The 23,350-nt window shown below is 31.8% G+C and carries 24 protein-coding genes; 14 read left to right on the top strand and 10 right to left on the bottom strand.

The window, feature by feature from the left end; all coding sequences use genetic code 11:
- Window positions 1–44 precede the first annotated feature (44 nt).
- Entirely contained in the window at window positions 45–959 is a 915-nt protein-coding gene (locus ACY2IJ_RS07215; protein ID WP_476726477.1) for an ion channel, read from the top strand.
- Here ACY2IJ_RS07215 and ACY2IJ_RS07210 read toward each other — a convergent pair whose 3' ends face one another.
- Entirely contained in the window at window positions 960–1,148 is a 189-nt protein-coding gene (locus ACY2IJ_RS07210; protein WP_476726476.1) for a hypothetical protein, read from the bottom strand.
- A gap of 31 nt (window positions 1,149–1,179) precedes the next feature.
- On the opposite strand from ACY2IJ_RS07210, the gene ACY2IJ_RS07205 reads away from it, so the two are divergent.
- Genes ACY2IJ_RS07205 through ACY2IJ_RS07185 form a run of 5 tightly spaced genes read left to right on the top strand, consistent with a single transcriptional unit; the run spans window position 1,180 to window position 5,432 of the window.
- A complete protein-coding gene (locus ACY2IJ_RS07205; protein WP_476726475.1) occupies window positions 1,180–1,566 on the top strand; it encodes a pyrophosphohydrolase domain-containing protein in 387 nt (128 codons plus the stop codon).
- Between the two features lie 33 nt (window positions 1,567–1,599).
- Complete coding sequence (locus ACY2IJ_RS07200; RefSeq protein ID WP_476726474.1) at window positions 1,600–2,913, top strand: D-arabinono-1,4-lactone oxidase; 1,314 nt, start codon at window positions 1,600–1,602, stop codon at window positions 2,911–2,913.
- 48 nt (window positions 2,914–2,961) lie between these two features.
- On the top strand, window positions 2,962–3,624 hold the full coding sequence (locus tag ACY2IJ_RS07195) for an HAD family hydrolase (RefSeq protein WP_476726473.1): 663 nt from the start codon (window positions 2,962–2,964) through the stop codon (window positions 3,622–3,624).
- 7 nt (window positions 3,625–3,631) lie between these two features.
- On the top strand, window positions 3,632–4,858 hold the full coding sequence (locus tag ACY2IJ_RS07190; RefSeq protein WP_476726472.1) for a BaiN/RdsA family NAD(P)/FAD-dependent oxidoreductase: 1,227 nt from the start codon (window positions 3,632–3,634) through the stop codon (window positions 4,856–4,858).
- A 4-nt stretch (window positions 4,859–4,862) separates the two neighbouring features.
- Window positions 4,863–5,432, top strand: coding sequence for a pentapeptide repeat-containing protein (locus tag ACY2IJ_RS07185; RefSeq protein ID WP_476726471.1), 570 nt, complete (start codon window positions 4,863–4,865; stop codon window positions 5,430–5,432).
- Between the two features lie 17 nt (window positions 5,433–5,449).
- Here ACY2IJ_RS07185 and ACY2IJ_RS07180 read toward each other — a convergent pair whose 3' ends face one another.
- Window positions 5,450–5,680 (bottom strand): hypothetical protein, encoded by a 231-nt coding sequence (locus ACY2IJ_RS07180; protein WP_476726470.1) that lies wholly within the window; start codon window positions 5,678–5,680, stop codon window positions 5,450–5,452.
- 105 nt (window positions 5,681–5,785) lie between these two features.
- On the opposite strand from ACY2IJ_RS07180, the gene ACY2IJ_RS07175 reads away from it, so the two are divergent.
- Genes ACY2IJ_RS07175 through ACY2IJ_RS07160 form a run of 4 tightly spaced genes read left to right on the top strand, consistent with a single transcriptional unit; the run spans window position 5,786 to window position 9,764 of the window.
- A complete protein-coding gene (locus tag ACY2IJ_RS07175; RefSeq protein WP_476726469.1) occupies window positions 5,786–6,868 on the top strand; it encodes a diphosphomevalonate decarboxylase in 1,083 nt (360 codons plus the stop codon).
- Between the two features lie 41 nt (window positions 6,869–6,909).
- Window positions 6,910–7,836 carry a mevalonate kinase family protein gene (locus tag ACY2IJ_RS07170; protein ID WP_476726468.1) on the top strand — a complete coding sequence of 309 codons (927 nt, stop codon included), beginning with the start codon at window positions 6,910–6,912 and terminating at the stop codon, window positions 7,834–7,836.
- Between the two features lie 14 nt (window positions 7,837–7,850).
- Entirely contained in the window at window positions 7,851–8,765 is a 915-nt protein-coding gene (locus ACY2IJ_RS07165; protein ID WP_476726467.1) for a geranylgeranylglycerol-phosphate geranylgeranyltransferase, read from the top strand.
- Between the two features lie 48 nt (window positions 8,766–8,813).
- Complete coding sequence (locus ACY2IJ_RS07160; RefSeq protein WP_476726466.1) at window positions 8,814–9,764, top strand: pseudouridine synthase; 951 nt, start codon at window positions 8,814–8,816, stop codon at window positions 9,762–9,764.
- 39 nt (window positions 9,765–9,803) lie between these two features.
- On the opposite strand, the gene ACY2IJ_RS07155 is transcribed toward ACY2IJ_RS07160, so the two are convergent.
- On the bottom strand, window positions 9,804–10,544 hold the full coding sequence (locus ACY2IJ_RS07155; RefSeq protein WP_476726465.1) for a tyrosine-protein phosphatase: 741 nt from the start codon (window positions 10,542–10,544) through the stop codon (window positions 9,804–9,806).
- 149 nt (window positions 10,545–10,693) lie between these two features.
- On the opposite strand from ACY2IJ_RS07155, the gene ACY2IJ_RS07150 reads away from it, so the two are divergent.
- Entirely contained in the window at window positions 10,694–11,650 is a 957-nt protein-coding gene (locus ACY2IJ_RS07150; RefSeq protein ID WP_476726464.1) for an acetyl-CoA carboxylase carboxyltransferase subunit alpha, read from the top strand.
- A gap of 31 nt (window positions 11,651–11,681) precedes the next feature.
- Here the strand turns inward: ACY2IJ_RS07150 and ACY2IJ_RS07145 are convergent, their stop codons facing one another.
- Entirely contained in the window at window positions 11,682–12,092 is a 411-nt protein-coding gene (locus ACY2IJ_RS07145) for a DoxX family protein (RefSeq protein WP_476726463.1), read from the bottom strand.
- 24 nt (window positions 12,093–12,116) lie between these two features.
- Complete coding sequence (locus tag ACY2IJ_RS07140; protein WP_476726462.1) at window positions 12,117–12,704, bottom strand: uracil-DNA glycosylase family protein; 588 nt, start codon at window positions 12,702–12,704, stop codon at window positions 12,117–12,119.
- Window positions 12,705–12,988: 284 nt separating this feature from the next.
- On the opposite strand from ACY2IJ_RS07140, the gene ACY2IJ_RS07135 reads away from it, so the two are divergent.
- The gene (locus ACY2IJ_RS07135; RefSeq protein WP_476726461.1) at window positions 12,989–15,472 is read left to right on the top strand and encodes a hypothetical protein; all 2,484 of its coding nucleotides are present in this window, start codon (window positions 12,989–12,991) and stop codon (window positions 15,470–15,472) included.
- A gap of 169 nt (window positions 15,473–15,641) precedes the next feature.
- Window positions 15,642–16,682, top strand: a complete 1,041-nt coding sequence (locus tag ACY2IJ_RS07130; protein WP_476726460.1) for a GMP reductase — start codon at window positions 15,642–15,644, stop codon at window positions 16,680–16,682.
- 14 nt (window positions 16,683–16,696) lie between these two features.
- Here ACY2IJ_RS07130 and ACY2IJ_RS07125 read toward each other — a convergent pair whose 3' ends face one another.
- Together ACY2IJ_RS07125 and ACY2IJ_RS07120 are read right to left on the bottom strand one after the other, a co-directional pair.
- Entirely contained in the window at window positions 16,697–17,173 is a 477-nt protein-coding gene (locus ACY2IJ_RS07125) for an ABC transporter ATPase (protein ID WP_476726459.1), read from the bottom strand.
- Between the two features lie 67 nt (window positions 17,174–17,240).
- Window positions 17,241–17,864 (bottom strand): thioredoxin family protein, encoded by a 624-nt coding sequence (locus tag ACY2IJ_RS07120; protein ID WP_476726458.1) that lies wholly within the window; start codon window positions 17,862–17,864, stop codon window positions 17,241–17,243.
- Between the two features lie 81 nt (window positions 17,865–17,945).
- Between ACY2IJ_RS07120 and ACY2IJ_RS07115 the strand changes: the two genes are divergently transcribed.
- Window positions 17,946–18,500, top strand: coding sequence for a hypothetical protein (locus ACY2IJ_RS07115; protein ID WP_476726457.1), 555 nt, complete (start codon window positions 17,946–17,948; stop codon window positions 18,498–18,500).
- A gap of 3 nt (window positions 18,501–18,503) precedes the next feature.
- Here ACY2IJ_RS07115 and ACY2IJ_RS07110 read toward each other — a convergent pair whose 3' ends face one another.
- The 3 genes from ACY2IJ_RS07110 to ACY2IJ_RS07100 all read right to left on the bottom strand — a co-directional run bounded on the left by ACY2IJ_RS07110 (window position 18,504) and on the right by ACY2IJ_RS07100 (window position 23,350).
- Window positions 18,504–18,989, bottom strand: coding sequence for a regulatory protein RecX (locus ACY2IJ_RS07110; RefSeq protein ID WP_476726456.1), 486 nt, complete (start codon window positions 18,987–18,989; stop codon window positions 18,504–18,506).
- Window positions 18,990–19,209: 220 nt separating this feature from the next.
- Window positions 19,210–19,788, bottom strand: a complete 579-nt coding sequence (locus ACY2IJ_RS07105; RefSeq protein ID WP_476726455.1) for an outer membrane beta-barrel protein — start codon at window positions 19,786–19,788, stop codon at window positions 19,210–19,212.
- Window positions 19,789–19,897: 109 nt separating this feature from the next.
- Complete coding sequence (locus ACY2IJ_RS07100; RefSeq protein WP_476726454.1) at window positions 19,898–23,350, bottom strand: efflux RND transporter permease subunit; 3,453 nt, start codon at window positions 23,348–23,350, stop codon at window positions 19,898–19,900.

Genomic DNA, 23,350 nt, shown 5'->3' with positions numbered 1-23,350 from the left:
CCTTGATACAATAATCAAGGCTGTTTTTTTACAGCACAATTCCTATGGCTAAAATATTAAAAGATCCAGGTGTAGGTTACAAATCAAACAGAAATGCACAAAGAGTAATTGTAAACGGTCAGTCCAATGTAAAACATGCAAACAGACCTAAAACAATAGACGATTTATATACTTACTTAACTACCATATCTTGGCCTTTATTTTTTGGCTATGTAGTGTTGGGCTACATACTAATCAACACTTTGTTTGCCTTTATTTATTACAGTATAGGAATAGAACAATTTAGAAACTCATCAGGAAACATATGGGAAGACTTTACTAGATTGTTCTTTTTTAGTGCTCAAACCATTACCACAGTGGGGTATGGAGCAATTGCACCAAGAGGTTTAATTGCAGGCTTGTTGTCTTCTTTTGAAGCCTTGGTAGGTTTGCTTTCTTTCTCATTTATTACAGGGCTGTTGTACGGACGTTTTTCTAAACCCAAAGCCAAAATTGTATTTTCTAAACACATTATTCTTAGAGAATTTGAAAACGAAAAAACGCTAATGTTTAGAGTAATGAGTAGAAGAACTAATTTAATGATAGAACCTAAATTAAATGCGGTTATTAATATTACAGAAAACAATAACAATCAAGAGTTTAAAAGACAGTTCTATGAATTAAAGTTGGAAAGAAACAATATTATGTATTTGCCTACCATGTGGACTTTAGTGCATAAAATAAACAAAGACAGTCCGTTATATAATTACACCAACAAGCAATTAAAAAACTTAGAAGTAGAAATATATATATTGTTTAAGTACCACGAAGAAGCCTTTAATCAACAATTGTATCAATTACATTCGTATGATTTTAGTCAATTAAAGATAAACTATAAATTTGGTCCTTCTTATTCTTTTGATGAGGAAGGATTTACGGTGGTAGATCACAATCAATTAAACCACATTATAAAAACTTAATTACTTTAGCGCAATTCTTATCAATATAAAAGCAATTGTGACTAAAATACCACCCAAAAAAACTTTGATTGCTGTATTTTTATAATGAATTTTATGACGTTTTATATCTTTTCTATAACTCCAAATCATGGCAGTTGTAAAAGCTATAATAAAGAACCCAGCAAAATAATATTGTCCTGTAGAAAACATAAAAATAATTTTCATCAAAATTACTAAACAAATGAAGAATAAAATCAAAGCTGTACAAGAATTTCATACTGCCTATAAATTAGGATATCAAAACCAACCTATTGCTAATATTGGAAAAGATAAAATTAAGTTGAGGTTCAATTTAATGGACGAAGAAAATAAAGAATATTTAGAAGCAGCAGAACAAGGAGATTTGGTAGAAGTGGCCGATGCTCTTGGAGATATGTTATACATTTTATGCGGAACCATTATAGAACATGGAATGCAAGATAAAATAGAAGAGGTTTTTAATGAAATTCAGCGTAGCAATATGAGCAAGTTGGGTGAAGATGGAGAACCTATTTACAGAGAAGATGGAAAGGTGTTAAAAGGGCCCAATTATTTTAAACCCAATATCGAAAAAATATTGAATAGTTAGCAGGCAACAAGTAAATCAACAAAAAACATTATTTTGGGAAAATCCGCCAAAAAAACAAATCAAAATCAATGGGTTAGTTGGAATGAGAATGTAAAGCATACCTATTCCAATATGATTCAAGTTGGTAACGAACAAGAATTGCAAAAAGCTGTTAAAGAAAATAATTCTATAAGGGTTTTTGGAAATAGATTTTCTTCGGCAGATATTAGTGCAGGTACACAAACACTAATAGATGTTAGTGCTTATAATAAAATTGTAAGTGTTCATAGACCAACCAAAGAGGTTACAGTACAAGCAGGAGCTAGTCTAGAAAGTGTTATTAACGTAATACAAGCATGTGGTTGGTGCATACCTTGCTTGCCCGATATAGATAAAGTTACTATTGGTGGGGCATTGGCTACAGGTACACACGGAACTAATGGATATATTTTGTCTAAATACGTATCTAAATTTCGTGTAATTCTAGCTGATGGTTGCATTAAAGAATACACAGACAAAGATTTAGAAATAGATGCTATTCGTGTTTCTTTAGGTTTGTTAGGTGTTTTTTCTGAAATAACATTTAAATGCGAAGACAATTACATATTGCATTTAAAAGAAGAACCTTTAAGAGATTCTGCATGGCTAGGACAGTTAGATGATTATTTAGGAATGTATGATTTTGTAAGAATTTTATGGTTGCCACATACAGATCATGGATACGTAATTTTAGGAACCAAGGTGAATAAAGATTTTGAATTTACTCGCAAAGACACACCTGCCTATGTAAAACACCGTAGAAAAACGTCTAAGTTTTTATATCAATACACACATAAATATCCAAAGTTTACAGCAACGGCTAACAAAATTTTGTACAAACTTTTTTTTACAGCCAAAAAAGAACACGCAGGTAGTTTGTACGATGCTACAGTTACCAAATCTAGAGGAGCTACTATGGAGTTGGCAGAATGGAGTGTGGCTTATACCAAATTTAAAGAGTTGTTTACAGAGTTAAAAAACGTGTTAGAAGACAAATCTAACAAAGCATATGTACATGTGCCTATGGACATACGTTTTCTAAAAAAGGACAATGCTTGGTTAAGTTATGCATCTGATGAAGATGTAGTGACTGTTGGTTGTGTGTGTAGAGATTCTTTAGCTGCAAATGATTATGAGGCCTTTGAAAAAATAGAAGAAATTTTTCTAAAATATGGAGGAAGACCACATTGGGCAAAAAGGTTTAAAGTAACACATAACGGATTGTCTAGATTGTATCCAAAATGGGAGGAATTTAAGCAATTACGTCAAAAAATGGATCCAACTAATAAATTTTTAAATCCATATTTAACAAAAATTTTCACCAAATAAAAGAGGCCTTAAGTTTGTTTCAAGGTACTTTTGTATAAAAATAACATCATGAATAAAATTCCTTTTCCAAAAGCTGTATTGTTTGATTTTGATGGCGTAATAGTAGATAGTTTTAAAAGTCATTATGCTGCGTGGACAAGTGCTTTTAAAGAATTGTTTGATCAAGATATTTGTCCGTTTCCAGAAACCACACATGCAGGGAAAGCTCCTTATATTATAGCTGAGTATTTTGCAGAGTATGGAGGTGATAAAACCAAAGGGAGCGAGTTAAATGCTTTAAAACAACAACATGTTGTAACTACTGCCGTTCCGCCTGATTTGTTGCCAGGAGTACATCAAATAAAAACTTTTTTAGACACCAATCACATTCCTTACGGAATTGCTAGTAATGCGTATACTTCTTTTGTAGAAAATTCGTTAAAACACGCAGGACTTACTTTTCCTATTTGTATGGGAGTTGATTTGTTTTCGGAACCCAAACCAAGCCCAGTTCCATATTTAACTTTGGCAGAAAAATTAAACATCAAAAAAGAAGATTATACGCAAACGCTTATTTTTGAAGATAGTTTAACAGGAATAAGAGCTGCGGCTGCTACAGGTATGGTGGCTATTGGTTTAACAACTCAATATTCAGAAAAAGAATTATTAGACAACGGAGCTGTAAAAGTTTTTCCTACTTTATTAGAAGCTTATCAAGAATTAACAGCATAAAAAATAAATGAAAAAATACGATGTACTTGTTGTAGGAGGTGGAGCTGCAGGTTTTTTTACAGCCATAAACACAAAAGAGAAAAATCAAAATTTGTCTGTTTGTATTGTAGAAAAAGGAAAAGAAGTTTTACAAAAAGTAAAAATTTCTGGAGGAGGACGTTGTAATGTTACACATGCTTGCTTTGATCCTAAAGAATTAACGGAATTTTATCCTAGAGGTAAACGCGAATTGTTAGGGCCTTTTCATCAGTTTATGACAGGAGATACTATGGAATGGTTCGAAAACCATGGTGTGCCTTTAAAAATAGAGGCAGATAATAGAATTTTTCCAGAATCTAACTCCTCACAAAGTATTATTGATTGTTTTTTAAATGCAACAACCAATTTAGGAATAGAAATTAAAACATCGGAAGGTGTAAAATCTATTCAAAAAATAGAGGCTACAAATCAGTGGAAAATAAGCACCCATACTACAGAGTACATCTGCAATTATTTGGTAATTACAGCTGGAAGTAGCAAGCCCGTTTGGAAATTATTAACCGATTTGGAACATACGGTTGTAGCTCCGGTTCCATCTTTGTTTACGTTCAATATCAAAGATCCTTTACTAACCGATTTACCAGGAGTTGCGGTTCAAAATGTAGAGGTTTCTATAAAAGATACCAAGTTAACTAGCACAGGTCCTTTGTTAATTACCCATTGGGGAACTAGCGGACCAGCGGTTTTAAAACTCTCTGCTTTTGGAGCAATTTTATTAGCAGAAAAAGACTATCAATACCAAGTAAAAGTCAATTGGTTAAGTTGTAATCGACAACAAGCTTTAGAGGTTTTGTTAAAAGCCAAAAAGACCGATGTAAAATCAATTTTAGAAAAACGCAGTCCGTTTGAAACCATTAGCAAGCGTTTGTGGTCTCGTTTTTTAGAAGTCTGTAAAATTGATGGACAAACCAAATGGGCAGATGTTTCTAATAAAAGTTTAGAGTTGCTGGCAGATAAACTAACAGCAACTTTATTTCATGCTCAAGGAAAAAGTACTTTTAAAGATGAATTTGTAACCGCAGGAGGAATTAAATTAAAAGAAATAAACTTTAAAAGGTTCGAAAGTAAAATTCACGCTAATTTGTTTTTTGCCGGAGAAATTTTAAATATAGATGCAGTTACTGGAGGTTTTAATTTTCAGAATGCTTGGACAGGCGGATGGGTGGTTTCTGAAGCCATCGCTTACAATTCTTAAACAGATGGAAGATTATTTTGATGAAGTGGTTTTTACCCATAAAGATTTTTCTGATAAAAAATTTCCTAAAGGGGAATATGAGCAATGTACGTTTCAGAACGTAGATTTTTTAAATGCTAATTTAACAAAGTGTACTTTTATAGATTGTGATTTTGTGGATTGCAATTTTAGCAATGCCCAATTAAGAGATGTAACTTTTATAAACGCAAATTTTAGCAATTGTAAAATGTTGGGCATGCATTTTAACGAATGCAATTCTTTTGGTTTCTCAGTAAGTTTTGAAAATTGCCAATTAAACGATTCTTCTTTTTATCAAGTAGAGCTAAAAGGAACCAAGTTTATCAATTCAAAGTTGTTAAGTGTTGATTTTTCAAAAGCCGATTTAACAAATGCAATCCTTAGTCAGTGCGATTTGTTAAACGCTACGTTTGAACAAACATTGTTGATAAATGCAGATTTTAGAACGTCTGTACATTATACTATCAACCCAGAAAAAAACAACATCAAAGGAGCAAAGTTTTCATTAAGCTCCGTAGCAGGTTTGTTAGCTAACTATAAAATTATTATAGAATAATTAAATGCAGAAAAATATTATGCAACTTCACCTCTATGAGGTTTTAAAGCATCTCTGTAGGTTTTCATATCAGCTTCATCAACAACAATAAAAGCGGTAGCCCACATTTCGTTTACTTCTGTATGATTGATTTCATGAAAATTAAGTTTTTCTGCCTCAGCAAATTCTTTTAAATGAATGCAATGATGTTTGGCTGTTCCCAAACCAGACATTCCTCTAAAATCCCAAATCAGTTTTATTTTTCTCATGCGAGCAAAGATAGTTTATCATCATTTAAAATAGGAATAGGACATCTTTAAATTTTTAAGCTAAGTAACTTAAAACTATATTTGCTCAAAATTTAGAACAGCATTATGGAGCAAATTTTTATTCCCAAAACAGTAGGAACCGTAAAAAAATCTGGAACCGTAACTTGGCAAACTCCAAGTAATATTGCCTTGGTTAAGTATTGGGGAAAAAGAGATCCTCAGTTGCCAGAAAACACATCTCTTAGTTTCACGTTGTCCAATTGTCATACAACAACTACGCTAAGTTATATTCAAAAAGAACAAACTGATGATGTTTTTGATTTTGAAGTAATTTTTGAAGGGAAAATAAACGAAGCTTTTAAACCTAAAATTGAAACTTTTTTTAAAAGAGTAGAAGCATATTTGCCTTTTTTAAAAACGTATAAATTTACCATTGAATCTTCTAATTCTTTTCCACATAGTAGTGGAATTGCATCTTCGGCAAGTGGTATGAGTGCTATTGCTTTGTGTTTAATGAGTGTAGAAAAAGAAATGAATCCTACTTTAACAGAAGAAGAGTTTTATAAAAAAGCTTCTTTTTTGGCTCGTTTAGGATCGGGAAGTGCATGTAGAAGTATTAAAGGAGCGTTGGTTGTTTGGGGAGCACACAAAGAAATTAATGGAAGTTCTAATTTATACGGAGTTGAATTTACCGATGAGGTAGCTCCTGTTTTTAAAAATTATCAAGACACAATTTTGCTAATTGATAAAGGAGAAAAACAAGTAAGTAGTACTGTAGGACATGGTTTAATGCACGGGCATCCTTTTGCACAACAACGTTTTGCACAAGCTCAAGAAAACATAACCCAACTTAAAAATATTTTAGCCAAAGGAGCTATTGATGATTTTATTGCTTTGGTAGAAAGTGAAGCTTTAACATTACATGCTATGATGATGACAAGCAATCCTTATTTTATTTTAATGAAACCAAATACCTTAGAGGTAATTCATAAAATATGGGCATATAGAAATGATACAGGTAGCAAATTGTGTTTTACTTTAGATGCAGGTGCCAATGTACATTTGTTATATCCAGAACAAGAAAAAACAAAAGTTCAGGAGTTTATTTCTACTCAGTTGGCCAAATTTTGTAAAAATGGTGAGTATATCCATGATATGGTGGGAATGGGAGCAAATAAATTAACATAGAACAATTTTAATCTCTATATTTGCCCTATAATTAGGTAGTTATGAAAGGACCTTTATTTTACGCAAAAATTTTATTGTTTGGAGAATACGGAATTATTAAAGACTCTAAAGGTTTGGCAATTCCCTATAATTCCTACAACGGAGCTTTTAAAAAAGCAGATGTTTTAGAAGGAAAAGCATTAAAATCAAACACATGTTTGTTGTCTTATTACCAGTATTTAGCTTCTTTAAAAACCGATGTAGTTCAGTTTGATTTAGAACAATTAAAACAAGATATAGACAATGGAATGTATTTTGACTCTAGCATACCTCAGGGATATGGAGTGGGGAGTTCTGGAGCTATTGTAGCAGCTATCTATGAAAAATATGCACAAGATAAAATTACTGTACTAGAAAATTTAACCAAAGAAAAGTTGTTAAAGTTAAAAGCAATTTTTGGGTTGATGGAATCTTATTTTCATGGAACCAGTTCTGGTTTAGATCCATTAAATAGTTATTTAAGCTTACCTATTTTAATTCAATCAAAAAATGATGTAGAGTCTGTAGGAATTCCTTATCAGCAAAGCGGAAAAGGAGCTGTTTTCTTACTAGATTCAAAAATGATTGGAGAAACAGAACCTATGGTAAACATATTTATGGAAAAAATGAAAAACGAAGGTTTCCGTAAAATGTTAAGCGATGAGTTTGTTACTTATACAGATGCTTGTGTAGATAACTTTTTACACGGCGATGTAAAATCTTTATTTGGGAATGTAAAAAAATTATCTAAGGTAGTTCTTGATAACTTTAAACCCATGATTCCTAGCAAATTTCACGCTTTGTGGAAAAAAGGAATTGATTCTAACGATTATTATTTAAAACTTTGCGGATCTGGTGGTGGAGGATATATTTTAGGTTTTGCTCCCGATTTTGAAAAAGCAAAAGCATCGTTAACCGGTCACGATTTAGAATTGGTATACAGATTCTAAAAAACAAACCTTACATGGAAAAAGAAACAACAAAAAAACATAAATTTTTAGGGTTGTTTTCGGTCATACGTGGTTACAATGTAGCCATGTTAATGTTGGCTCAATACTTGGCTGCCATTTTTGTATTTGCTGTAGACAAAACATTACGAGAGGTTTTGTTAGATATACATTTGCATATTGTGGTACTAGCCACTGTTTTTGTAGTTTCAGCGGGTTACATTATCAACGATTTTTATGATGCTCCATTAGATGCGATTAACAAACCTATAAAAACACAAATAGGAAACTGGGTTAGTAAAAACACCAAACTACAGGTTTATTTTTTATTTAATTTTATTGCTTTTGTACTTGGTTTTATCATTTCTTGGAGAGCCGCTGCTTTTTTTGGTATTTATATCTTTTTAATTTGGTTGTACTCCCACAAGCTACAAAACTATCCTATTGTTAGAGTTGTCTCTGTATCAATATTAGATATTTTACCATTTTTTGTCATGTTTGTGTACTACAACCATGTGTCTAAAATAATTTTAATGCACGGTGTTTTTTTATACGGATTGATTTTGGTTAAAGAAATAATTAAAGATTTTGAAAGAACCAAAGGGGCATTATTAATAGATAGAGAAACCTTGGTCACCAAATATGGAAAGCATATTGTCAAAAAATATGTTTACGTGGTTTTAGTAGCCATTGCAATACCAGCTTATTACATACTTAATTTTCCAGAAATAGGAATGATGCAATATTATTTTTATGGAGTTATTTTATGGATTCCTTTTTTTTTATTTTTATTGATAAAAGCAAAAAGCTTTAAACACTATTTAATGTTACACAACATGTTAAAAGTAGTGTTGGTGGTTGGAGTTTTTAGTTTGGCTTTTATAGATACTTCTGTGTTGTTAATCAGGATTTTAAATCAAGTAAAAATATAGTTATATATTGTAGATTCTTTCGTATTTTTGTCGTCCAAATTATATAAAATGAATACGAATAAAAACTCGTCGGGAAGACGACAACAAGGTCAAGGAGGAAAAGGAAAGCCTTCTGGAAATTTTAAAACAAACAGTAAACGTTTTACAAAAAGACCTGCAGCAGCTACTAATGAGGGAGGAGAACCAACCAAACATGCAGCAAAACCCTATTCTAAAAGCAAGTCCTTTAAAAAAGGAGGAGCTACAGAAGAACCTAAAAAAAGAGTGGTAACGGTACCTTCTAATCAAACAGGAATCCGTTTGAACAAATACATTTCTAATGCAGGTATTTGTTCTCGTAGAGATGCAGATTTGTATATAGAAACAGGAAGTGCTACGGTAAATGGTAAGGTGATTACAGAAATGGGATACAGAGTTCAACCTACAGATGAAGTACGTTTTGACAATGTTTTAATCAATCCAGAAACTAAAAGATACGTTTTATTAAACAAGCCTAAGAACTATATTACTACCATGGAAGATGAGCGTGGTAGAAAAACAGTGATGGAAATTGTAGACAAAGCGTGTAAAGAACGTATTTATCCGGTAGGAAGATTGGATAGAGACACTACAGGGCTGTTGTTATTTACCAATGATGGTGAATTGGCAAAAACCTTAACACACCCTAAGCATAACAAACGCAAATTGTACCATGCAACTTTAGACCATAAAGTGTCTTTAAAGCATTTGCAAGCCATTGCAGAAGGACCAGAAATTGATGGTAAAAAGGTTTGGGTAGATGATGTTGCTTATGTACAAGGACAATCTAAAAATGAAGTTGGAATAGAAATTCACTCAGGTAGAAATAGAATTGTTCGTAAAATATTTGCGCATTTTGGATATACAGTTGTAAAGCTAGATAGAGTTATTTTTGCAGGGCTGACCAAAAAAGATTTGCCAAGAGGACATTACAGACATTTAACTCCGCAAGAGGTGATCAATCTTAAGAATGGTCTTTAAAAAATATGAAACCCAGCTAATAAATAGCTGGGTTTTTTGTTAAAAAGAAAATTCTTTAATATTGTTTTCAAACAAAGGAGTTAGTAGTTTTTTGTTTTTTTCTGTGGCTAAACTCTCCATAAGTTTTATATGTCTTTTATGATGTGTATCTGAACCCACAAAAGTATACATACCTTTTTTTAATAGCTTTTGTGCCGTTTTGGTAACTTCTTTACCGTACTGGCTTGTTAAAGACAAAATGTTTAATTGAAACAAACAACCATAGTCTATTAATTTTTGGTACTGATCAAAATCTTTGTGGTAAAAATTATAACGTTCAGGATGTGCTAACACAGGAGTATAACCTTTGTATTTAATCTGAAATAGAATATCATCTAAATGAATAGGAGGATTAAAAAAAGACATTTCTATCAATATATAGGTTCCTTTAATGGTTAAAATATCATCATTTTCTAACAGCTTACTAAAGTTATTGTCCATCATATATTCAGCAGAGGCACTAATTTTAATATCGTGATATCCTCTTTTGGTTAATTCAGCCTGAACCAAAGCTTCTTTTTCTTTAATAGTGGCAGAGCTATTTTCCCAAACATCACCTAATACATGAGGAGTTGTTCTAAATTGTTTAATTCCAAAAGCATGTAATCGTTCAATTAGCTCAATAGAATCGTTTAAATCTTTAGCCCCATCATCAATTCCAGGTAATAAATGCGAATGAATATCTACATAATTACTAGGATATAATTGATTGATGTTTATTTTCTTATTAAATAATCCCATATTTCTATAAATTCTATATCAAAACAAAAGTAAATGTTTTTTAAGACATGTAAAGTTTTGACCTATGTTAATGTTAATTAAAAATTAAATAAAAGGGAAGCATAATTGTTTGAACTTAGTATATTTGTCCCTAGCCAAAATTTATAATGATGGAATATTTAGACTTTGAATTACCTATTAAGGAATTAGAAGAGCAGTTACAGAAATGCGCTACTATTGGTGAAGAAAGCGAGGTTGATGTAACCAATACCTGTAAAGAGATTGAAGAAAAAATCATTAATCTTAAAAAAGACATTTACGAGAATTTAACACCTTGGCAACGAGTACAATTGTCAAGACATCCAAATAGACCTTATACGCTAGATTATATTAAAGCTTTAGCAGGAGATACCTTTATGGAATTACATGGAGATAGAACTGTAAAAGATGACAAAGCGATTGTAGGTGGTTTAGGAAAAATTGGAGATCAAAGTTTTATGTTTATTGGACAGCAAAAAGGAATCAACACCAAAATGCGACAATATAGAAATTTTGGAATGGCCAATCCTGAAGGATACCGTAAAGCTTTACGTTTAATGCGTATGGCAGAAAAATTTGGAATTCCTGTAGTTACTTTTGTAGATACTCCGGGTGCTTACCCTGGTTTAGAAGCTGAAGAAAGAGGACAAGGAGAAGCAATTGCACGTAACATTTTTGAAATGTGTGTGTTAAAAACACCAATTATTACGATTATAATTGGAGAAGGAGCTTCTGGAGGAGCTTTAGGAATTGGTGTTGGAGATAGAGTATTGATGATGGAAAACTCATGGTATTCTGTAATATCACCAGAAAATTGTTCTTCTATTTTGTGGAGATCTTGGGAGTATAAAGAAAAAGCTGCTGCAGCTTTAAAATTAACTTCTAAAGACATGAGTGCTTTAAAATTGGTAGATGGAGTAATTCCAGAACCATTAGGAGGAGCACACTCTGATAGACAAACAACTTTTGCTACTGTAAAAGAAACTATTGAAAAAATGTTAAAAGAATTACAAGCAAAAGAAGTAGGAATGATGGTAAATGAGCGTATTGAAAAATATGCAAACATGGGAGTTTACGAAGAAAACTAAACAGAAAATACAATTCAAAAAAAATCCGAGTTTAAACTCGGATTTTTTTTTGATCTATAGCCAAAGAATTTTGTGCTACACCACTTATTAAAAAATAAAAGAAGAGAGCATAAATCATTTGTGTTGCTACACCTGCCCAGTTTTCTATTAAGCAAGAACCAAAAATTAAAATTATGATAACCAAGGCTCCAGCAATAGAAGTTTGGTATGTTTTGTAACCTATAAGTAACAAAATTCCAATAGCTAATTCTACAAAAGGAAGTACGCTTCCCCATGCATATACAGACCAGCTAGGTAAAATACTGTTTTCAAAAGTGGTCATCATCCAGTTTCTGAAACCACTTAGCTTAGGAATTCTTACCAAACCATGTGCAAAAAAATTAATTCCCATAGTAATGCGTAACAAAGCGTAGGCAGTTTGTTTAGGTGTGTTTGTTTTCATAATTGTGTTTAAATAATATAAAACTTAGTCATCAATATGTATTCCTTTTAATTGTTGTTGTATAAAATTTTGTAAAAAAGGTACTATCTCTTTTTCAAACCACTGGTTTTTCTTTAGCCAAATGTTGTTTCTAGGTGATGGGTGAGGCAGTACCAAGAACTTAGGTAAGTATTCATGATAATTTTTAACAGTTTCTGTTAAAGTTTTTTTAGGGTTTTTTAAATAGTAATTTTGAGCATAACTTCCAATTAAAATAACCAACTCTAATTCTTTTAGTTCCTTAAACAAAAGCGGATGCCACTGCGGAGCACATTCTTTTCTAGGAGGTAAATCTCCTGTTTTTCCTTTTCCAGGATAACAAAATCCCATAGGAATAATGGCAAATAATTCTTTGTTGTAAAAAGTAGCTTTGTCTACATTTAACCAATTTCTTAAGCGTTCCCCACTTTTATCGTTCCAAGGAATGCTTGTGTTGTGCACAACAATTCCAGGAGCTTGCCCTATAATGGCAATTTTACTTTTAGGATGAGCTGTTAACACAGGATTTATTCCGTGGTTTAAATAAGCAGAACAAGTATTGCATTGTTTTATGTTTTCTAAAAGTTTTTTCATACTTATAAAACTATTAAAATAATATGGTTAATAAATGCTCGGGTAGAGCACATATGTGTTTTATAGAAAAATAAGTTCTTTTTGTTTGGTTTTAATGACATTAGAAAATCATATATGTTCTATTAAAAATCTAAAAAAACAATTATTTAGTGTTGTGTTGAATAATTTGTAAAGCATTAAAGTGTCTATTTCGTGTTAAATATTTGTTTTTGTAATGAATATGATAATTAGGGAGGCTTTAGGACTAAAACTATTATTAATAACAAAACCAAAACCAAACAATTATGAAAAATGTTTTCAAAATTAAACTACTCTTTTGTAGTTTATTCTTAATGAGTATTTCTATATATGCTCAAAATTTTTATCCAAAAGCTCCAATTTTAATTACACCTGAAGAAGATTGGAACGTAACCAAAGAAGCATTGTCTTTTAGGTTTGTAGCACCCAATAATCAAAAATTTTTAGACACCCTTAAAAATAATTTTAGTGTAAATAAGTCAGGAAGCAGTGTGAATTTATTAACACACAATAAACAAAAAGCTGTGTATAGAGTGCAAATTTCTAAAAGCACAAATTTTGGAGGCACCAATAAAGTTTATAATAAACATATAAAATTATGGTCTAGACAACATGGTACTACGCAACATATACCAAATGTAAGCTTAGCAGCAGGAACCTATTATTGGAGAATGCGTTGTGAAACGTTAGACAACGGAACGGTAAACAAAGGACCCTGGTCGGCAAAAAGAAAAGTAATTTTAGTAGATACTTCTGTAAGTTCGAATCAACGATATAATATAACCAATAAAAATCCTCTTTTTGTTATTGCAGATGCAGATCCAAATAGAATTGTTAGTAACGACACAAATTTATTTAGTGATTTTGGAAAAAATGCTTTTTCAAAAAATGATTTTTCAAGTGGAAAAAGAAAACATGTTGCTGTTATAGTTGATGATAGAACTAAAACGGAAGATAGATTTGAAAATGCTACAAATTACTCAATAAACGCCATAAAAAACAATTTAGATAAAATTAAAAATTGGGGATATAAAACAATGGTTTTTCATCAGTATTCTCTTGCTGAACAAGATTGGATATATCAAAATTATGAAAACTGCATAGGTACATTTACTGGTGAAACAGAAGATTTGGTAAGAAGGTATCAAAACGATGGAAATGATGGGTTTAATGACGAAACGTTTCTTTATTTAAAAAAATCATTACAGCTTGCCAGAATTCATGGAGGTTATTTTATGAATGCCACACATTATGCAAACAATGCATTAATTGCTAAAGATCACGAACCGTATTTTCATTCTACTACGGTAAATAATTTGTTAGAAAATGAGGGGAGCAGACTTATATTAGGAACAAAAAATAACAGCGCTAAGGCAAAACACATTTTAGATTCGTATCATTTAGGTTTGTGGTTAGACAATAAAATAGGGAATATGTGTATATGGATGGAGAATTACTACAACAGGTCTTTGTCAGGTAAATATCCGTCTTTATGGAAAAAAATTAATGATTCAGATTCTGATACATATACTCCGGTAACTCAAATGGCAAAAGAAATGTTGTACGGTGCTGCAAACGGAGGTACTGTGTTTGTGATAAGAGATAACGATAACTCAACAGATGTAGATGGAACAAGGTCTGCACTTAGAGATCATTTATTTAAGTTGTTTGAAAAAATAATAGACGAAGACATGATTCCAAGTAAAAATAAAATCAGAGCTAAAAACGATAAATCTGTTGAATTTGTAACCATTAATAATAATGGAGGAAGAGATACTGATAATGATGCAACTTTTTATCAAAAATACGAAGCTTTGTACGATCGATTATTTGGTGTAAAAAACTTTAACAATGAGAAAATGGTTTCAGATTTAATTCCTGATAATGGTGGTCGTTATGGAATGTTTCCCATAACCTCAAAAAACACAACAGGAACAACATGGACAGGTGTAACAAGATACCTTATAAATAGTGTAGATACTGCCGTAGAAGTAAATGCAATATTTACTAACACAGCACCTCATTCAGGGAATGCTTGGGTAAGTAAAACAGATGATAAGTATATTGTTTTAAACTCATTAGAAACAGATTTAAGAAAAGATGATTCAGGCAATTTAATTACAAACAAGCAAAATTTTAAAATAGATTTTGGTAGCACAAACTTTATCAAAAAATTTAATGGAGAGGTAAATATATCAACATACGTAGGAGCCAGACTTTTAGAAGGTGGGAATAAACTTAGGTTTTTTGTAAATTCTCATAGATATGATCAATACATTATTTCAAAAAACAGAAAAACTGTTGATCTAGCTGTTGAAAATACAGTGGTGTCTATTTTTGCAAATAATAAACCAAATATAACGGTTGTTCCTGCTCAAGCCTTGGTTGGAACTCCTGTTTGGAACGCCACCAAAAAGAAATTTACAGTTACGCTAAAGCATTTAAAAAGCTTTGATGATATTGTAACAGTTGAAATTAACAAACCAACCACAACAAGTACGGTTCTAGAGTCTGAACATTTACTAAGTAGTGATTTTGATGTAGAAAACAATAACATTGTAATTTCACCTAATCCAACAAGAGGACATGTGCATTTTTCTGGATCTTTTCAAAAATGGGAAATAAAAAATATAGCTGGTCAACTGATGAAAACAGGAACCACTAATACTGTACAAACATCAGGTTTTGTTCCAGGTTTGTATTTGGTCATTTTTGATGGGAAAATTGTAGAGAAATTAATCGTTCAATAATATACAACTTAGAACAATAGGTAAAATAGCTAAATAATGTTTTTTCATTATTTAGCTATTTTGTTTTATAAGCACAAAATGTTGATAATTTAAGATTTTATTATAGCTATGTAAAGCTGAATTACTTAAAGAAATCTTACATTTAGGTATCAATATAAAATAAAAGCTTATGCGTATTGAATACGATATCAAACTAGGGTTTAAAGATGTAATGATTAGACCTAAAAGATCTACCTTAAAAAGTAGAGCTCAAGTAGATTTAGACAGAGAATTTAAGTTTTTAAACAGCAAAGCTACATGGAAAGGTGTGCCAATTATGGCTGCAAATATGGATACAGTAGGTACGTTTGAAATGGCTTTGGCTTTGTCCGAATATCATATTTTTACGGCTATTCACAAACATTATACACCACAAGAATGGCATCAGTTTTTAACCAAAGCACCTAAAAATATATCAGATTATATTGCAATTAGTACAGGTACTGGAGAAAAAGATGCAGAAAAATTAGCTCAAATTTTACAGGAGAATCCAACCCTAAAATTTATTTGTATTGATGTTGCTAATGGTTATTCTGAACATTTTGTAAACTACGTGCAAAACACCAGAAATTTATACCCGGATAAGGTAATAATTGCAGGAAATGTAGTTACAGGCGAAATGGTAGAAGAGCTTTTATTATCTGGAGCAGATATTGTTAAAGTAGGAATAGGACCAGGTTCTGTGTGTACCACTAGAGTAAAAACAGGAGTGGGCTACCCACAATTATCGGCAATAATAGAATGTGCAGATGCTGCTCATGGTTTGGGCGGACAAATTATTAGTGATGGAGGATGTTCTATTCCGGGTGATGTTGCCAAAGCGTTTGGTGCTGGTGCAGATTTTGTAATGCTTGGTGGAATGTTAGCAGGGCATGATGAAAGTGGAGGAGAACTTATTGAAAAAAATGGCGAAAAATTTAAGCAGTTTTACGGTATGAGTTCTGCAACAGCTATGGAAAAACACGTAGGTGGTGTCGCAGAATATAGAGCTAGCGAGGGTAAAACGGTAGAAGTACCTTATAGAGGAAAAGTAGCCCAAACAGTACAAGATATTTTAGGTGGAATTAGAAGTACCTGTACTTATGTTGGAGCTCAAAGATTAAAGGAACTAACCAAAAGAACTACTTTTATTAGAGTAGCAGAACAAGAGAATAGAGTATATACAAAGTAAAAAATAGAATTGTTTTAAAACATTCTATTGTACCAAGTGTCTTTGGCAGGTAGTTCCCAGTCAGATTCTAATTCTTCTTTGGTATTGATTAAATTGTCAAAAACAACGGTGTTGGCATTCACGCTTTTGTTTTTGATTAATTTTTTAAACTCTTTAACGTCTTTGTATTGCACATACTCTCCCTGTTTAAAACAAACATTTAACTTGTCTAACAATTCAATATTGTGTTCTAATTGCAGTTTAAAAATAAAACTAACAAGCTCATCAATAATTTGTGTGGTAATAGGTTTTTCTTGATTAATGGCTATAATAATAAAACGCTGATATTCTATTTTAAAACCGGCTTCAATACTGTGTTTTAAAGACCATTCACTAATAAAGCTGTTTACTTTAGTTTGTATTTCCTCCAAAAGATCTGGGTAAAACTTTTGGTTGCTAGGATATAAAAAAACTTTAGCGTTGTTTTTAAGTTCATTAAAATCTACTAACATGAAGTGGAATTTAGTTTCCACAAATATATTAGCTATCAATCAAATAACTGGCTATTTTTTTAAGAAGTTATACGGTTTGTTGTTTTAGAAGGTTTGTAAACAAGTTGTTTAAATCGTTTAAAGTGTCTAAACCTTTGTTTTTATTGTACCAAACTTGTAAATCTTGTTTAAATTTAGCAGACAATCCTCCGTGTTCTTTTTTATAGTCGTTTACCATTTTGGTAGCTGTGCTAGGTCTTGGTCCCCAATCGGCTACTACATTTTTATGTTCATCTAGCACAATTAGTTTTGGAATGGCTTGGTTTCCGTTCGTTAAAAAATAATTCATCAAAGCAGAATTTTCATCACGATAAGCTATTTTAAGCTGTATGTTTTTAGATTGTTCTGCCACTTTGTAGATTACAGGAACGGTTTGTGCTGCATCTCCACACCAACTTTCTGTTAAAACTAAAAAAGTAAGTGGGGTGTTTAATTTGGTTAGCGTTGTTAAAATAGGTTCGGTTACTTTTTGAGTTTTTGTCAAACGTTTTAATCTGGCCTGATTTAATTTGGTGTAATTAGACAGTTCATCAGATTGTGTGGTTCCTGAACTTTTGTTTGAATGCACCAAGTTTTCCATTTTACTTAAAAAAGTAGAATAGTTAAACGATGTTTGTAGTGCTTTTTCAATTGCTTCGGCTTTGGTACTCATATTCTTTTTTTTATAAAAACTTAGACGTTATTATAAGAGCTGCTTACAACTAATTGATATAGTTCTTATATATTTGTGTTTATGAAATACAGAGTTTTAATAGCATTTATAGGAGCTGTTTTATTAGTAGCATGTAAACATAAAACACAAAAAACAGAAACGGTTACCGTAACTGATGATAAGTATTTTAATGCAAAAGATGAAATTATGGTTTTTGATAGCGTTGCTACTGTGGCGGTAATTTATAAAGATTCTATTGCAAGTTGGAAAGGGTATTTTAGAGTACAAGAAAATTTAAATAAAATAAAAAAAACATCTCCAAACGAAGTGCTTAGTAGTGCAGAAGGTTTGGTAAAGGATGTAGTAACAATGCGAGATTCTATTACCGTTCCTGAGCTAAAAGAAAAGGGTATGAATGCTAGAATAAATGCTTTGTACAACCAATCTTTACGATTGCAAGAAATGAAAAGTATTCCTGCCATTACAGTGCCAGAAATAGCAAAACAAACACAAGGGTTGTTCTCTATTTTTAGAATGATTAATGCTAAAATTAATGCTATTTATGAGCAAAGAAATTTTGAAAGAGATTTGGTAGAAGATGATTTTATATTTTCTAAAATAGATTCTATTCAATAAAAGTTAAGAGTTAAATTGATTCAAAGTTTCATACACCAAGTTAGATTCGTAACCTTTTCTAAGAACAAAATCAGCTACTTTTTTTTTCTTTTTATAAAAATTACTTTCTAGCGTGTTGTTCCATTTTTGAAGAACTAAATTATTTAGAGTTTCTAAATATTCCAAAGAATCTATTTCTTTTAAGGCTGTTCTAATATTGTATTCAGAAATATTTCTAAATTTTAGTTCTTGTGTAATTCTAACTTTTCCATATTTTTTAATTCGGAATTTACCTCTGGCAAAACTTTTAGAAAATCGTTCTTCGTTTAAAAAATCATATTCCATCAAGTGAAGAATAATAATTTCACAAGCTTGTGGAATCATACCCATTTTAGCTAGTTTTTCTTCTACTTCTTTATGACATCTATCTTGATAGGCACAATAGCTTTCTAAGGCATTTTTAGCTTGTTCTACAGTATATGTTTTTTGCTTTTTGTTGGGGAGACTCATAAACAATAAATTTAAGATTATTATTTAATAAATGAACACTTTAATGTTGCGTTAAGGATTGAGTGGTTTGTTTGAGCTCTTTTAGAGAAATGAGTGAAAACGAAATTTGTTTAAAAAGCGAGTAACGAAAGCCTGACCCTAAAATAATTTTAGGGTAACGTCCAAATAAAAAAGAAGCCTATTTTTATAAATAGGCTTCTTTTTTAAAAGTTTTTTAGTGTTAAAATTTATAACCTAATCCTAAGTTTAAAAAGTTAGTTTTTATAGAGATACTACCATCTGTACCTCCTAAGAAGTTTTCTTCACCTTCATCCGTTAGAGAATTAGTTAATTGAAATGAATAATTAGCAATAAACGCTAGTTTGTCACTTAAATCAATTTCAAGCCCTAACGCAAGACTTAATGCTAAATCATTAAAATATTCATCTAACTCTTCTTCTGTGTCAAAAGTGTATTCTAGTTTTGGACCTGCTAACAAAGCTATCTTTTCGTTGGTATAATATTTTAATAATAAAGGAATTTGTAAAAAATTACTTTTTTCATCTGCTGTATCAAATTCAGTACTTGTATAAATAATTCCAGGATTAAATAAAACCGTTTGATTTATTGGAATTTCTCTGGTTAAACCAACAAAAAATCCTTGACCACTTATGTCATCTTTCTCAACTTCTCCAAAGGCTTTTGCCTTGATATTCATTTTGACATCAGTATAGCCTGCGATTAAGCTTGTTGTACTCTCTTGAGCATTTGCAATTGTTGTACCTAGTACTAGAATTGCAATAAGTATTGTTTTTTTCATAGGGCACAAAAATAATTCTATGATGATTAAATTGCCGAGGTATGGAAAACAAAAAAGCCTGTGTATTTACACAGGCTTTTTTGTTTGCTATTAAGAAATAAAAGTTCAATTATTTATTTTTTACTCTAATTTTTATTTTGTGTAGTAAGTAAAACATTACAGGTACAATAATTAACGTTAAGAAGGTAGCAAAGGTCAATCCAAAGATTACTGTCCAAGCTAAAGGTCCCCAGAAAATTACATTATCACCTCCAACATATATATTTGCATTTCCTGTGTTAAATAAAGCAAAGAAATCTATATTAATACCACGAGCCAATGGAATTAAACCAATAACGGTAGTAATTGCAGTTAAAATTACAGGTCTTAAACGTGCTTTTCCACCTTTTACAATGGCTTCATACGCATCTTTAATTCCAATAACTTGCCCTTCAGGAATGTTTAGTTCTTCGGCTTTTCTATCAAATAACAATTGGGTATAATCTAACAATACAACACCGTTGTTTACTACAATTCCGGCTAGCGATATAATTCCCATCATGGTCATCATAATTACAAAACTCATGTTGGCACCAATAATCCCAAAGAATACTCCTGTAAAACTTAAGAAAATAGCAAACATAATAATGGTTGGTTTTGTAATAGAATCAAACTGGAAAACAAGAATAAAAGCAATCAAACCTAATCCGGTTAATAAAGCCCCCATTAAGAAAGACATTTGCTTGTTTTGTTCCTCAATTTGTCCTGTAAAATCAAACGAAATGTGTTTAGGTGTATCAAAACTTGCCATTTCTGCTTCAATTTGTTTTACCACAGCAGCAGCATCTTTATAACCAGGAGCTAAAGCAGAATATACTGTTACAGTTCTAATTCCATTTTTGTGTTTAATGGCACTAAAAGAAGATGTGTTTTTACGTGTTGTTAACGCAGAAATAGGAACTTCTTTTAATTGCCCGTCTATTGGGCTACGGAAAATTACATTTTGATTAAATAGTAGACTGGTATTGGTTCTGTCTTCTTCTTTAAAACGAACATACATATCGTAATCTTCACCATTTTCTTTGTAAACGCTTGCTTTTTCTCCAAAAATAGAACGTCTTAATTGTTGAGCAACCATAACAATAGGTACACCTAAAGCTCCTGCTTTTTGTCTGTCTACGGTTACTTGCATGGCTGGTTTAGATTTGTTTACATCAATTTTTAATTCTTCAATACCTGGAATGTTTTTGCTAGCAATAAAAGATTGCATTCCTTGTGCTATTTGAATTAGCTCATCGTAATCTTTTCCTTGAATTTCTATGTTTATAGGATATCCGGCAGGAGGACCTACAGGGTCTTTTTCTACAGAAATTAACAATCCAGGAAATTTGTTTTTTAAATCATCTAAAACCTTGATACGCAATTCTTCAGAATCCATACCTCTACGGAATTTATATTCACGCATAGAAGCTGTAATTTTAGCTCTGTGTGGCATTTCTGCATTTCCGACTTCGGTTTGTGGGTTTCCTGCTCCCATACCTACTTGCGATACTGCAGACTCTACCAAAAAGTTGTAATCTCCGTCTAAATACATAGGGTCGTTTAAGACCTTGTATACACGTTCTTCTACTTGTTTGGTAACCTTGTTTGTTTTTTGAATATCTGTTCCTTGTGGGTATTCTAAATAAACAATAATTTGGTTGGGTTTGTTGTCTGGGAAAAATTCTACTTGCGTTCTACCAGAACCTACAGACATTCCAAAAACCATAAAAGAAGCAATTAATAATAAGAAGGTTCCTCCTAGTAAAACATAGGGTTTCCAACCACTTAAAGAAAAGCGTAGGGCTTTTTCGTATGCGTTTTCAAAAGCAGTAAGTATTTTTTCTTGAAAATAAACGGCAGCTCCTTTAATAAAGTAACGGTATGCCCAAAAGAAAATACACGTAACAATCATTACACTACCTAATCCTTTCATGGCTCCTCCAAAAAGTAAAATTGGAATTCCAAAACCACATAAAATAAAGCTTAAACGAATTAATTGTTTTTTGGTTAATATTTTTTGGTCTATACTCATAAATTGAGAAACCAATACCGAGTTAAAAAAGATGGCTACAAATAAAGAAGATCCTAATACAATAGAAAGTGTAATAGGGAAATAGACCATAAACTCTCCCATTACTCCTGGCCACATACCTAAAGGAATAAAAGCAGCTACTGTAGTGGCTGTAGAAATAATAATAGGATAGGCAATTTCTCCAATTCCTTTTTTGGCAGCTTCTATTCTGCTCATTCCTTCTTCATCCATTAAACGGTATACGTTTTCTACCACTACAATACCGTTGTCTACCAACATTCCAAGTCCCATAATCAATCCAAAAAGAATCATGGTATTCATGGTGTATCCTAATCCGTCTATAATCATAAAAGACATAAACATAGACATTGGGATGGCAAAACCAACAAATAGAGCATTTCTAAAACCTAAGAAGAACATTAAAACAACAACAACCAATATAATTCCAAAAATAATGTTGTTTACCAAGTCGTCTACTTGATTTAGGGTTTTAGAAGATTGGTCGTTACTTGTTGTAATGGTTAAATCTTTAGGAACCGTATTGTCTTCTTGTATGGTGTTTAAAATAGCAGAAATTTTTTCAGCAGCTTCTACCATGTTTTTTCCTGCACGTTTTTTAACATCCAACATTACTACGTTGTGTCCCCATTCACGTGCAAAAGTTGTTTTTTCTTTTTCTTTAAAGTAAACTTTAGCCACATCTTTTAGGTAAACAACTCCTCCTTGTCTTTTAACAACAAAATCGTTTAGTTCTCTAGGTTGTGTAACTTCTCCTAAAATTCGAATGGTTCTACGTTGTCCGCTAGTAATTAAGTTTCCTGCAGACATGGTTACGTTTTCTTGTTTAATGGCATTAATAATGTCATCAAAACTAACTTGCGCAGCCATCATTTTATAAACGTCTACTGCAATTTCTACTTCTAGTTCTTGAGCTCCTCTAATGTCTACATACTTAATTTCTTCAAGTTCTTCAATTTCATCTTGAATAATTTCTCCGTACAATTTTAGTTTGTCTACAGGATAGTCTCCAGAAATGTTAATGTTTAGAATAGGAGTTTCTTCCGATATGTTTAAATCAAACACAGCCGGATCTACCTTAGCACCATTAAAAGTAGGCCAATCTTCACTTGCTTTTACACCATCAACTTCGTCTTTGGTTTTTTGTTTGGCTTGACTTACGCTAATGTTTTCATCAAACTCTATAATAATAATTCCGTAGTCTTCTTGAGACGTAGAGGTTACTTTGGTTACATTGCTAATATCTTTTAGTTTGTCTTCTAGCGGATCTACAATTAGTCGTTCAATATCTTCTGCGGTGTTCCCTGGGTACACAGCATTAATGTATATTTTGGTTTCCTTAATTTCTGGAAAACTTTCTCTAGGCATACTGTTGTATGCAGAGAATCCTAATATTAGAATTAATGCACACAATACATACATGGTGGTTTTGTTGTTAATAGCCCACGATGATAGTGCAAATTCTTTTATAGTTTGTTTTATTTTAGCCAT

The sequence above is a fragment of the Wenyingzhuangia gracilariae genome, assembly GCF_056387575.1.
Note: the sequence above shows the minus strand (reverse complement) of the source record. Positions and strands in the feature narration are given on the sequence as shown.